We start from the raw sequence: 13,149 nt of genomic DNA on the forward strand, positions 1-13,149 counted from the left end.
AGGGGAGTTTACCTGTAAAGCGGTGGGAGGGGGCCGGCTCAAATGCACAGTCAGTAAGGCGCAACGCTGTCCCTGTGGCGAGGGAGCTTGCTCCCGTTGGGCCGCGAAGCGGCCCCAGCTTCTGATTTGAAAAGACTGGGCCTGCTACGCAGTCCAACGGGAGCAAGCTCCCTCGCCACAGGTTACCCGCTGCCTGCTCTATCGCTTAACTGACTGGCATTTGAGCAAGCCCCCCCCACCGCTATTTGGGGTACAGCGGCGGCAAGCTGGTGGTGTCGGTGGCCGGGGTTTGGGTGCGTTCGGTCATGGGGATGGCTTTTACAGCGCGCCACAGGTCTTCGCCCAGCCAGTACTGGCCGCTCTCGCTGTACAACGCGCCATTGAGGCCATCCAGGGCGTCGGACAGCGGCACGAACCGCGCCGCCATGTCTGCCAGGGTTTCCGGCTGTTGCCGCGCCCAGGCATCCAGCGCCTGGCGTGTGGCTTGTGGGTCGTTGGCCTGGGTGGCGCGCTTGAGGTCGTCGAGCAGGGTGCGTGGGCTCGGGCCGGTCTGCGCGGTGCGTTGTACGGCGGGTTGCCGGCGCGCGCGCCACCACAGGCCGAAGCCGAGCAGGGTGGTGCAGGCGAGCAACAGTGTGCTGAGTTGCCACAGCCACAGGCGGTCATCGTCCGGTGCGGTGATCACGGTCGGCGTGGCAGGTGTGTCCACCACCAGGCTGGGGTTGGTCGCCACTTGCAGGGTGCGGGGCGGCAGGCTGGTGCGTTCGAGGTGGTCTTCGTGGGTGTTCCACCACACCACTTCCATTGCCGGCAGCTCCAGGGCTCCGGCGCGGGTCGGCACCAGCGCTTCGCGGTCTTCGCGGCTGCCGATCAGGCCGCGGTCGCTGCTCTGGTTGCCGAGTATCGGTTGGTCCGGGTAGCGCCGCAGGCCACCGATGTCGGTACTCGGCAGGGCCGGCAGTTGCGCGCTGGAGAGACCTTCGGCCTTGACTGTGAGGCTGCGGGTCAGGGAGTCGCCGACTTGCAGGTGGTCGGGCTCGGGGTTCCAGGCTTCGCTCAGGGTCAGGTTGCGTGCGGGTATCCACGGCGCATCCGCCGGGTACAGCGCCGGCTTGGGCTTGACGGTCAGCGGCAGTTCGGCCGAGCTGACGTGGATCAGCTTGCCTGGCTTGGTGCCTTGCAGCGTGTTTTCCTGGGGCGGGCGCGGTTCGACCAGCGTGGCGCTGAAGGTCTGCGCCGGAATCAGCAGGGCGCCGCTGTGCTGCGGATAGATCGCGTAACGGGTTTCGATCACCCCATGGCGGATGCTGTTGATGACCTTTTCGTAGGTACGCGATTCGCCCAATTGCTCGATCCGCGCATCGGGGATCTGCAACGGCGTCAGGCTGCTGTCGTCATACAGTGACACCGAATGGTACACGCGCACCGTCAACAATGCCTGGGCCTGCACGTACACGCTGTTCTGGTCGAGGCTGGCTTCGATGAACACCGGCGCCAGTTCGGCGCTGGTGTTCTGGCTGGCGGTTTCCACCACCTGCAGGCTGATCGGCTGGGTCTTGAGGTCGCCCACTTGCAGCGGTGGAATCACCACGGTGCCGTTTTCCCTGGGCAGCAGGGTGATGATCCAGCGCGTGGTGGCGTGGTTGTCGCCGCCCAGGGTGGTGAGCTGGTTGATCTGGCGCGTGCCGCTGACTTCGAACTGTGCATCGAGGGGGGACAGGTCGGGTTTGCCGAATTGGGTGACGTCGCTGGACTCCACCGTCAGTTCCACCGTTTCACCGGAGTTGACGCGGCTGCGATCGACGCTGGCGACCAGGTTCGCCGCCTGGGCGTGGCCTGTCGATAACGCGAGCAGGAGCAGAAGGGTGGTGCGGCGGCTCATCGAGTCTTGTCCTGATGTTGTTGCTGTTCGTACCAGAATTTGCGGCGCAGCAGTTCACCGGGGTTGTCCGGGATCTCCCGCAGCCATTGCTCCAGGGCCTGGCGATGTTCGCCGTCAAGGCTGGCCTCGGTGGGGCGCAAGGGTGGCGTAGTGGTTTGCTCATCGCCCAGCTCGCTGCCCGGCACCTCATTGCCGCCGGCCTTTGGCGAGGCGTTTGCCTGGCTGTCGGTATTGCCGGCTTCACCCTGGCCCTGGGTGGACTGCTCGCCACCGGTAGAGCTTTGCCCGCTGGCGCCCGGTTGCGCAGTTTGGCCGGGTTGGGTGGTTTCGTCATCCTCGTTTTTGACAGGCTGCGCCGGTTCGGGCTGGGCCTGTTCCTGGATCAGGCTCTCCACCAGGGCCTTGTTTTTCAAGGCCGGTTGCAGGTCGGGCTGCGCTTCAAGGGCTTGTTCGTAGGCGTCGACCGCAGCCTCCAGGGCGCCGGACCTGGCCAGGGCATTACCGCGATTGTAGTGGGAATAGGCGTCATTGCCCTCGGCAAAACGTTTGATCGCTTCGGCATAGTTGCCGGCCTCGTAAAGCGCCACGCCTTGCCATTGCGGGTCTTCAAAGTGCTCGGCGGCTTCGGCCGGGCGTTTGTGCTTGAGCAGGTATTGGCCCTGCTGGTCGGGACGCAGCCACAGGTCCTGGAATTCAAAGGCATAGCTCGGTTGCGGCGCGCCCAGCCACAGCAGGGGTAAGCAGAACAGCCAGCCGCGACGACCGGCGCAAGCGGCCAGCAGCAACAACGGCAGGAGCAGCCAGTAGCCCTGGTCGGCCCAGGTGTCGAGGTGCAGCAGTTGGCCGTCGTTGCGCAGTGCCTGTGGACCGTCGAGCAGGCCGAGTTGGCGCAAGTCTTTATCATCCAGGCGTGCGGCGCGGTAGCGGCCACCCATTTCGCTGGCGAAGGCCTTGAGGGTCGGGCTGTCGAGGCGTGGTACCAGGATCGCGCCCTGATCGTCCTTGAGGAACTCGCCACTCTCCTGGGTGACCGGGGTGCCTTCGCGGCTACCGATACCGAGGATCGACAACGCCGGGGCCTGCGCCCCTTGCAGCAGCAGGCGGATGCCCTGGCGCTCCTGTTTCGACAGTGACGAGCCCACCAGCAACAGGCGCCCCTGGCCGAGGCCGCCTTGCTTGAGCAGGGCCAGCGCCTTGTCCACCGCCAGATCGGCGCGATGGCCGGGCTCGGGCATGATCGAGGGGCGCAAGGCTTCCAACAGGTTGCGGCTGGTGCCCAGGTCATCCGACAGCGGCACCAGGGTGTGGGCGCTGCCGGCATACACCACGATAGCGGTTGGCGCATTGCCCCGTGCCTGCAGCAAGTCATAGAGCTTGCGGCGCGCCTGCTCCAGGCGGGTGGGCGGGCTGTCGGTGGCGAGCATTTCCGGGGTCAGTTCCAACAGCACCACCAGCGGGTCGGCGGGTTTCTGGCTGGACTGCTCGACTCTTTGCCAGCTTGGGCCGAGCAACGCCAATACCGCCAGCAGCCAGGCAATGCCCAGCACCACCCACGGCGATTTGCTCTCGCGCCCGCTGCCGCCACTGAGCAATACCGCATGAAAGGCCGGCGGCAGGATCACCTGCCAGCGCCCCGCGCGTTTTTGCCGGTGCCACAGCTGCCACAGCAACCAGCCGAGCAGCGGCAGCAGCAACAGCCACCAGGGGCGGAACCAATGCGGCCACAGGTCGATCATCGACGCCTCCGCAAACGCAGGCGTTTAAGGCGTTGGCGCCACTCAGGGTGCTGTTGCAGGAACAGGCCTTTGCTCGAGAGTTTATTGAAGGCGCGTTGCAAGGCGTTGTCGGGCCAGCTCTCCTGGATTACCAGCAACATGCTCAGGATCAATGCCAGGGCCAATGGCGCGCTGTACAGCGCCTGGGCCGGGCGGGCCTGGGTGGGTTGCTGCGCCACGGGCTCGAGCTGGTCGAGGGTTTCCTTGATCTTTTGCAGCTCGTCGCCGTCGCGGGCGCGGAAGTAGCGTCCCCCGGTGGCGGCGGCAATGGCCTTCAAGGCGGGTTCATCCAGGTCCAGGCTCGGGTTGACGCCGAGGATTCCCAGGGAACCGGTCTGTTCGGGGTCGGCGCCGATGCCGATCGGGTAGATTTTCACGCCTTCTTCGGCCGCCAGGCGTGCGGCGGTCAGCGGGTCGATCTGCCCGGCGTTGTTGGCGCCGTCGGTGACCAGGATCAGTACGCGACTCTGCGCCGGGCGCTGGCGCAGGCGTTTAAGGGCCAGGCCGATGGCATCACCGATGGCGGTGTTCTTGCCGGCGATGCCGATGCGGGCTTCATCCAGCCAGGTGCGCACGGTGTGCCGGTCGAAGGTCAGGGGAGCTTGCAGGTAAGCCTGGCTGCCGAACAGGATCAGGCCCACGCGATCGCCTTCGCGGCTTTCGAGGAAATCCCCGAGCAGGTGTTGCACCAGGCTCAGGCGGCTGACGTCGTCGTCCTGCCAGTGCATGTCGGGGAAATCCATGGAACCGGAAACGTCCACCGCCACCAGCAGGTCGCGGCCACTGGCGGCAATCGGTAACGGTTCACCCAGCCATTGCGGGCGTGCGGCAGCGGTCAACAGCAATAGCCATAACACCACGAACGGCGCTTGCTGGCGCCAGCCCGGCAGGTTGACGCGGGCGCGACGGCGCGCCAGGCCTTCGAGGTCGGCCAGATAGCTGACCTTCAAGGCGGGCTCGCCGCTGTCGGCCACGGGCAGGATAAAGCGCATCAACCAGGGCAATGGCAACAGGGCAAAGATCCACGGCCAGGCGAACTCAAACATGTTTGCGGATCCAGGTGTCGACGGCTTGGGTCAGGCCCGCGATGGCTTTATCGTCGAGTTTGCACTCGGGCTTGTAGGCGCCTTCCACCAACACCATCCAGCGGGTCAGGCCCGCAGCGGGGCAGCGGTTGTCGAGAAAGGCCAGCCACTTGCGTCCGTTGAGCGTGTGGCTCTGGCTGTAGGGGTAGTCGTTGCGGCACAGGCGTTTGAGCAGGCCGTTGAGCTGCTGCAGCCAGGCCCCGGCCGGGGCGCCGTCGTAGGGTTTGGGCATCAGGGCCAGCTCGGCGAGGGCGGCGATGCGCAGCGGGTCCAGGGGCTGTTCGGCACGGGCCACGGGGCGTTTTTTGGGCAGGAAGCGGCGCAGCCACCACAAGCCCCAACCGAGCAGTGGAATCAGCAGCAGCAACAGCCACCAGCCCGGTGCAGGCGGCCAGAAACCGATGGCGGGAGGCGCAATCAGCGGTTGCAGTTGGTCAAGGCTGCTCATTGCTTTTTAACCGGGCGTTGCGGGTTGAGGTATTCGCGCAGTTGCTCGACCATTTCGCTCTGGGTGCTCAAGGGCATCAATAACACCCGCAGCTTTTGCGCGAGCAGTTCCCAGCGGGCAATGCGGGCTTCGGCCTGGGCCTTGTAGGCTTGGCGCAGGTCGAAGTTCAGCGTGTCCAGTTCCAGCTGTGCGCCGCGCTCGGCAAAACGCAGCAGCCCGGCGGCCGGCAGGGCATGGTCCAGCGGGTCGGAGATCGGCAGCAGCAGCAGGTCGCAATGGCGTGACAGCAGGCTCAACTGCTGTTCGGCGCCTTCGGTGAGCGCGCGCTCATCACAGACCACGATCACCAGGCTGCCGGGGCGCAGCACTTCGCGGCCACGGCGCAGCGCCATGCCGAGGGCGTCGGCTTCCGGATGGCGTTCGGTATTCAGGCTCTGGTTGACCCGCACCAGCCGATTGAGCAGTTGCAGCAGGCTTTGTTTGCTGCGTCGCGGTTTGATTTCGTAGTGCTCGCTGTCGCCGAATACCAACCCGCCCACGCGGTCGTTGTGCCCCAGCGCGGCCCAGCCGATCAGGCTGGCCGCCTGCGCCGCCAGCACCGACTTGAACATCTGCCCCGAGCCGAAAAACAGCCGGCAGCTCTGTTCCACCATGATGAAGATCGGCCGTTCGCGTTCTTCATGGAAGAGTTTGGTGTGCGGCTCCTGGGTGCGTGCCGTCACGCGCCAGTCGATGGTGCGCACATCGTCCCCGGCCTGGTACACGCGCACCTGGTCGAAATCGACGCCACGCCCACGCAGCTTGGAGTGGTGCAGGCCGATCAACGGGCTGCGCTGGCTTGGGGTGGAAAACAACTGCACTTCCCGCACGCGATGACGCATCTCGATCAATTCGCTGAGAGTGACGCGGATGCCATCGCCTGCGTTCATGGGGTTCAAGCGACGGCAACGACGTCGAGAATGCGCTGCACCACACGGTCCTGGTCAACGCCGGCCGCTTCGGCCTCGAACGACAGAATGATGCGATGGCGCAGCACGTCGAACAGCACCGCCTGGATATCTTCCGGGCTCACGAAGTCGCGACCGGCCAGCCAGGCGTGGGCGCGGGCGCAGCGGTCGAGCGCGATGGAGCCCCTGGGGCTGGCGCCGTAGGCGATCCACTCGGCCATTTCCGGGTCGAACTTGGCCGGTGTGCGCGTGGCCATGACCAACTGCACCAGGTATTCCTCAACCGCGTCAGCCATGTACAGGCCGAGGATCTCTTTGCGCGCCGCGAAGATCGCTTGCTGGCTGACCCGGCGTTCAGGCTTGGTTTCGCCGTTGAGCGCCTTGCCACGGGCCTGTTGCAGGATGCGGCGTTCCACGGTGGCGTCCGGGAAGCCGATCTTGACGTGCATCAGGAAGCGGTCGAGCTGGGCCTCGGGCAGCGGATAGGTGCCTTCCTGCTCGATAGGGTTTTGCGTCGCCATCACCAGGAACAGCGGTGACAGGTCGTAAGTGCTACGGCCCACGCTGACCTGACGCTCGGCCATGGCCTCCAGCAAGGCCGATTGCACCTTGGCCGGGGCGCGGTTGATTTCGTCCGCCAGCACCAGGTTGTGGAAGATCGGCCCTTGCTGGAACACGAAGCTGCCGGTTTCCGGGCGATAGATCTCGGTGCCGGTGATGTCGGCGGGCAACAGGTCGGGCGTGAACTGAATACGATGGAACTGCGCTTCGATGCCTTCGGCCAGCTCTTTGATCGCTTTGGTCTTGGCCAGGCCCGGCGCGCCTTCGACCAGCATGTGGCCGTCGGCGAGCAGGGCGATCAGCAAGCGATCAATGAGTTTTTCCTGGCCGAGAATCTGCGTAGAAAGAAAGGTTCGCAGCGCAAGCAGCGCTTCACGATGTTCCATCGATGACGGTTCCTGGAGAGATGAGCCCGGGCGTCGAACAAAAACACCGGGCCTGGGGCGCTTACTTTAATGCATCGAGGGGGGCGGCGACTAACGGCATAACCGGTATTTTTGGCAAAACTTGTAGGATTATTGTGTCAGCACCGGCTTCTTGTAGTGAGCGGGCTTGCCCCGCGCTGGGTGGCAAAGCCGCCCCAACATGGACGCCGCAGTGTTTCAGGAAAACCGAGGTGGCTGGGTTTAGGGCGGCTGCGCCACCCAGCGCGGGGCAAGCCCGCTCACTACAATAGAAAACCATCTAGATCCGAGTGAAGGTGCCGGTACCCTTCAGGATGTTTTGCAGGGTTTCCTCGACTTCGGCCATATCCGCCGCTGCAGTGGCATGGGTAATCTCCAGTTGGTCCTTGCCGCCCAAGGCATCGGCATCACCTGCGGCCAGCTCAACCAGCAAGGTCGTGGCGCCCAAGGTGACCTTCACGCCATCCAGGGTCGACGGTTCGTAATCCCAGGTCAGCTCAACTTCGTCCTCGTCCGGGTAGCGCGTGAGCATGAACATCTCGCCGTTCTTGCCGTGGCAGCAAAGCATCGCCATGTTGTCTTCTTCTTCGTCGCACGGGGTGGCCATCAAGGCGTCGGTGTTCAGTTGCAGCATGGGGAATCCTGTCTGGGGGAGGGCGCAATGCGGGCGATTGTGCCATTGCCGCGAATTTTGTGCTGCATGCTATGTCGTGGGCGGCATGACCTGATGGGTAAAATCAGTCACTTCCGGCACTTTTTGTCTCGAAAACAGCCGATTTTTCTACCGGAATCTACGGGTTGCCCAAGTCGCAACCGCGCGCCTGCTTACCGATGACCGAATATGTCGCAGCGCCGCAAGCAGCGGTCTTCCTACACTCGTTAAGCTGCGCAACGGATGTGCATGAGCCAGGCGCCTGACCTGCCCGTCGTACCGTCACCCGGCAAAGTGCGCATCTTATGGAAGTTGTATGTGACCTGATTGTCTTGTCCAGCTTCACCCACCTGTCACCCTGATTCGTTTATGGTGCTTATATGAATACCAGCGAACAGAGTCGACGGTCTCCCCGAAAGGGGATAACACGCGACGCTTCCATCAATAACAAGCCCAAGCGGAGTACCACAGATGGCGTTCTTCACCGCAGCCAGCAAGGCCGACTTCCAGCACCAACTGCAAGCGGCACTGGCGCAGCACATCAGTGAACAGGCACTGCCACAAGTGGCGCTGTTCGCTGAACAATTCTTCGGCATCATTTCCCTGGACGAACTGACCCAACGTCGCCTTTCCGACCTGGCCGGTTGCACCCTGTCTGCCTGGCGCCTGCTTGAGCGCTTTGACCACGCCCAACCGCAAGTGCGGGTCTATAACCCCGATTACGAGCGTCATGGCTGGCAGTCGACCCACACCGCGGTCGAAGTGCTGCACCATGACCTGCCGTTCCTGGTGGACTCGGTCCGTACCGAGCTGAACCGCCGCGGCTACAGCATCCACACCCTGCAAACCACCGTGCTCAGCGTGCGCCGTGGCGGCAAGGGCGAGTTGCTGGAAATCCTGCCCAAGGGCACCCAGGGCGAAGGCGTCCTGCAAGAATCGCTGATGTACCTGGAAATCGATCGCTGCGCCAATGCCGCCGAACTGAACGTGCTGGGCAAAGAGCTGGAGCAGGTGCTGGGCGAAGTGCGCGTGGCCGTGGCCGATTTCGAACCGATGAAAGCCAAGGTCCAGGACCTGCTGGCCGGTATCGATGCCAGCCAGTTCGTCATCGACGGCGAAGAGAAGGCCGAGATCAAGAACTTCCTGGAGTGGCTGGTGGGCAACCACTTCACCTTCCTGGGCTATGAAGAATTCGTGGTACGTGACGACAAGGACGGCGGTCATATCGAATATGACGCCAATTCCTTCCTCGGCCTGACCAAGCTGCTGCGTGCCGGCCTGACCGCCGAAGACCTGCGCATCGAAGACTACGCGGTGGCCTACCTGCGTGAACCGACCGTGCTGTCGTTCGCCAAGGCCGCGCACCCAAGCCGTGTGCACCGCCCGGCCTACCCGGACTACGTGTCGATCCGCGAGATCGACGCGAACGGTAACGTCATCAAGGAACACCGCTTCATGGGCCTGTACACCTCTTCGGTGTATGGCGAAAGCGTGCGCGTGATCCCTTATATCCGCCGCAAGGTCGCGGAAATCGAACGTCGTTCGGGCTTCCAGGCCAAGGCGCACCTGGGCAAGGAGTTGGCTCAGGTCGTCGAAGTACTGCCTCGTGATGACCTGTTCCAGACCCCGGTCGACGAGCTGTTCAGCACCGTGATGTCCATCGTGCAGATCCAGGAACGCAACAAGATCCGCGTGTTCCTGCGCAAAGACCCGTACGGTCGTTTCTGCTACTGCCTGGCCTATGTGCCGCGTGATATCTACTCCACCGAAGTGCGCCAGAAGATCCAGCAAGTGCTGATGGATCGCCTGAAAGCGTCGGACTGCGAGTTCTGGACGTTCTTCTCCGAATCCGTGCTGGCTCGCGTGCAATTGATTCTGCGGGTCGACCCGAAGAACCGCCTGGACATCGATCCGGTCCAGCTGGAAAAAGAAGTGGTGCAAGCCTGCCGCAGCTGGCAGGACGACTACGCAAGCCTGGTCGTCGAGAGCTTCGGCGAAGCCCACGGCACCAACGTGCTGGCTGACTTCCCGAAAGGCTTCCCGGCCGGCTACCGCGAGCGTTTTGCCGCGCATTCGGCCGTGGTCGACATGCAGCACCTGCTCAGCCTGACCGAAGCCAACCCGCTGGTGATGAGCTTCTACCAGCCGCTGGGCCAGGTCTCCGGCCAGCGCGAGCTGCACTGCAAGCTCTACCATGCCGATACCCCGCTGGCGCTGTCGGACGTGCTGCCGATCCTGGAAAACCTCGGCCTGCGCGTGCTGGGTGAATTCCCGTACCGTCTGCGTCACGCCAATGGCCGTGAGTTCTGGATCCATGACTTCGCGTTCATCGCCGCCGAAGGCGTGAACCTGGATATCCAGCAGCTCAACGACACCCTGCAGGATGCGTTCGTGCACATCGTGCATGGCGACGCCGAAAACGATGCGTTCAACCGCCTGGTGCTGACCGCCGGCCTGCCATGGCGCGACGTGGCGTTGCTGCGTGCCTACGCGCGTTACCTCAAGCAGATCCGCCTGGGCTTCGACCTGGGTTACATCGCCAGCACCCTGAACAACCACACCGACATCGCCCGCGAGTTGACCCGGTTGTTCAAGACGCGCTTCTACCTGGCGCGCAAGCTCACCGCCGACGACCTGGAAGACAAGCAGCAACGCCTGGAGCAAGCGATCCTCAGCGCCCTGGACGACGTCCAGGTGCTCAACGAAGACCGCATCCTGCGTCGCTACCTGGACCTGATCAAGGCGACCCTGCGCACCAACTTCTACCAGACCGACGCCAACGGCCAGAACAAGTCGTACTTCAGCTTCAAGTTCGACCCGCGTGCCATTCCCGAGCTGCCCAAGCCGGTGCCGAAGTTTGAAATCTTCGTCTACTCGCCGCGTGTCGAAGGCGTGCACCTGCGCTTCGGTAATGTTGCGCGGGGTGGCCTGCGCTGGTCGGACCGCGAAGAAGACTACCGTACCGAAGTGCTCGGCCTGGTAAAGGCCCAGCAAGTGAAGAACTCGGTGATCGTGCCGGTGGGCGCCAAGGGCGGCTTCCTGCCGCGTCGCCTGCCGTTGGGCGGCACCCGTGACGAGATCGCGGCCGAGGGCATCGCTTGCTACCGCATCTTCATTTCCGGTTTGCTGGACATCACCGACAACCTGAAGGACGGCGCCCTGGTGCCGCCGGCCAACGTCGTGCGTCATGACGACGATGACCCGTACCTGGTCGTGGCGGCGGACAAGGGCACTGCGACCTTCTCCGACATCGCCAACGGCATCGCCATCGACTACGGCTTCTGGTTGGGCGACGCGTTCGCCTCCGGCGGTTCGGCCGGTTACGACCACAAGAAAATGGGCATCACCGCCAAGGGCGCGTGGGTCGGCGTACAGCGCCACTTCCGCGAGCGTGGCATCAATGTCCAGGAAGACAGCATCACGGTCGTCGGCGTGGGTGACATGGCCGGTGACGTGTTCGGTAACGGCTTGTTGATGTCCGACAAGCTGCAACTGGTCGCGGCCTTCAACCACCTGCACATCTTCATCGATCCGAACCCGAACCCGGCGACCAGCTTTGCCGAGCGCCAGCGCATGTTCGACCTGCCGCGTTCGGCCTGGACTGACTACGACACCAGCATCATGTCCGAAGGCGGCGGCATCTTCTCGCGTAGCGCGAAAAGCATTGCCATCTCGCCACAGATGAAAGAACGCTTCGACATCAAGGCCGACAAGCTGACCCCGACCGAACTGCTGAACGCTTTGCTCAAGGCACCGGTGGACCTGTTGTGGAACGGCGGTATCGGTACCTACGTCAAGGCCAGCAGCGAAAGCCATGCGGATGTCGGCGACAAGGCCAACGACGCGTTGCGTGTGAACGGTAACGAGCTGCGCTGCAAGGTGGTGGGCGAGGGCGGTAACCTCGGCATGACCCAGCTGGGGCGTGTGGAATTCGGCCTCAATGGCGGCGGCTCCAACACCGACTTCATCGACAACGCCGGTGGCGTGGATTGCTCCGACCACGAAGTGAACATCAAGATCCTGCTCAACGAAGTGGTGCAGGCCGGTGACATGACCGACAAGCAGCGCAACCAGTTGCTGGCGAGCATGACCGACGAAGTCGGCGGCCTGGTGTTGGGCAACAACTACAAGCAGACCCAGGCCCTGTCCCTGGCTGCACGCCGTGCCTACGAGCGTGCCGCCGAGTACAAGCGCCTGATGAGCGACCTGGAAGGCCGTGGCAAGCTGGACCGCGCCATCGAGTACCTGCCGACCGAGGAGCAGCTTACCGAGCGTGCTTCGAATGGCAAGGGCCTGACCCGTCCGGAACTGTCGGTGCTGATCTCGTACAGCAAGATCGACCTCAAGGAAGCGCTGCTCAAGTCCCTGGTGCCGGATGACGACTACCTGACCCGTGACATGGAAACCGCGTTTCCGCCAAGCCTGGTGGCCAAGTTCTCCGAGGCCATGCGTCGCCACCGCTTGAAGCGTGAGATCGTCAGCACCCAGATCGCCAACGACCTGGTCAACCACATGGGGATCACCTTCGTTCAGCGGCTCAAGGAGTCCACCGGCATGAGCCCGGCGAACGTCGCCGGTGCTTATGTGATCGTGCGTGACATCTTCCACCTCCCGCACTGGTTCCGTCAGATCGAGGCCCTGGACTATCAGGTTTCGGCTGATGTGCAATTGGAGCTGATGGATGAACTGATGCGCCTGGGCCGTCGTGCCACGCGCTGGTTCCTGCGCAGCCGTCGCAACGAGCAGGACGCGGGTCGTGATACCGCACACTTCGGTCCGCACCTGGCCGCGCTGGGTCTCAAGCTTGACGAACTGCTGGAAGGCCCGACCCGCGAAGGCTGGCAGACCCGTTACCAGGCCTACACCAACGCCGGCGTGCCGGAGTTGTTGGCGCGGATGGTGGCCGGTACCACGCACCTGTACACCTTGCTGCCGATCATCGAAGCGGCCGACGTCACCGGGCATGACGCCGCCGAAGTGGCCAAGGCCTACTTCGCCGTCGGCAGCGCCCTGGACTTGCCGTGGTATCTGCAGCAGATCAGCGATCTGCCGGTGGCCAACAACTGGCAGGCCCAGGCCCGTGAAGCCTTCCGCGATGATGTGGACTGGCAGCAACGGGCGATCACCATCTCCGTCCTGCAAATGGCCGATGCGCCACAAGACATGGAAGCCCGCGTGGCCCTGTGGCTTGAGCAGCACAAGGACATGGCGGATCGTTGGGTCGCGATGATGCTGGAAATCCGCTCTGCGGTCGGCACGGACTACGCCATGTATGCAGTGGCCAACCGTGAACTGCTGGACCTGGCGATGAGTGGTCAGCCGGTGATTTAAACCGTTGATCCATGGCTGTAACCAAGAATCCCCGCATGGAAACATGCGGGGATTTTTTTATGCG

The 13,149-nt window shown here is 63.5% G+C and carries 8 protein-coding genes; 1 reads left to right on the plus strand and 7 read right to left on the minus strand.

The window, feature by feature from the left end:
- Positions 1-241 precede the first annotated feature (241 nt).
- The 7 genes from MJP36_RS15255 to MJP36_RS15285 all read right to left on the minus strand — a co-directional run bounded on the left by MJP36_RS15255 (position 242) and on the right by MJP36_RS15285 (position 7,736).
- A complete protein-coding gene (locus MJP36_RS15255; protein WP_244383349.1) occupies positions 242-1,882 on the minus strand; it encodes a BatD family protein in 1,641 nt (546 codons plus the stop codon).
- Positions 1,879-3,618: a tetratricopeptide repeat protein gene (locus tag MJP36_RS15260; protein ID WP_244383350.1), complete on the minus strand. Its 1,740-nt coding sequence runs from the start codon at positions 3,616-3,618 to the stop codon at positions 1,879-1,881. The genes MJP36_RS15255 and MJP36_RS15260 overlap by 4 nt, the downstream gene beginning before the upstream one ends.
- Entirely contained in the window at positions 3,615-4,703 is a 1,089-nt protein-coding gene (locus MJP36_RS15265) for a vWA domain-containing protein (RefSeq protein ID WP_104993973.1), read from the minus strand. Before MJP36_RS15265 ends, MJP36_RS15260 begins: the two co-directional genes overlap by 4 nt.
- Positions 4,696-5,190: a DUF4381 domain-containing protein gene (locus tag MJP36_RS15270; RefSeq protein ID WP_060752623.1), complete on the minus strand. Its 495-nt coding sequence runs from the start codon at positions 5,188-5,190 to the stop codon at positions 4,696-4,698. The genes MJP36_RS15265 and MJP36_RS15270 overlap by 8 nt, the downstream gene beginning before the upstream one ends.
- Positions 5,187-6,119 carry a DUF58 domain-containing protein gene (locus MJP36_RS15275; protein WP_060752624.1) on the minus strand — a complete coding sequence of 311 codons (933 nt, stop codon included), beginning with the start codon at positions 6,117-6,119 and terminating at the stop codon, positions 5,187-5,189. Before MJP36_RS15275 ends, MJP36_RS15270 begins: the two co-directional genes overlap by 4 nt.
- Before the next feature lie 5 nt (positions 6,120-6,124).
- Positions 6,125-7,084 carry an AAA family ATPase gene (locus MJP36_RS15280; RefSeq protein WP_244383351.1) on the minus strand — a complete coding sequence of 320 codons (960 nt, stop codon included), beginning with the start codon at positions 7,082-7,084 and terminating at the stop codon, positions 6,125-6,127.
- A gap of 298 nt (positions 7,085-7,382) precedes the next feature.
- The gene (locus MJP36_RS15285; protein ID WP_060752626.1) at positions 7,383-7,736 is read right to left on the minus strand and encodes a hypothetical protein; all 354 of its coding nucleotides are present in this window, start codon (positions 7,734-7,736) and stop codon (positions 7,383-7,385) included.
- A gap of 489 nt (positions 7,737-8,225) precedes the next feature.
- Between MJP36_RS15285 and MJP36_RS15290 the strand changes: the two genes are divergently transcribed.
- Entirely contained in the window at positions 8,226-13,085 is a 4,860-nt protein-coding gene (locus MJP36_RS15290) for an NAD-glutamate dehydrogenase (RefSeq protein WP_244383352.1), read from the plus strand.
- Positions 13,086-13,149: the final 64 nt, after the last annotated feature.

The sequence above is a fragment of the Pseudomonas palleroniana genome (assembly GCF_022836895.1).
GTDB classification, from domain to species: Bacteria; Pseudomonadota; Gammaproteobacteria; order Pseudomonadales; family Pseudomonadaceae; genus Aquipseudomonas; species Aquipseudomonas palleroniana.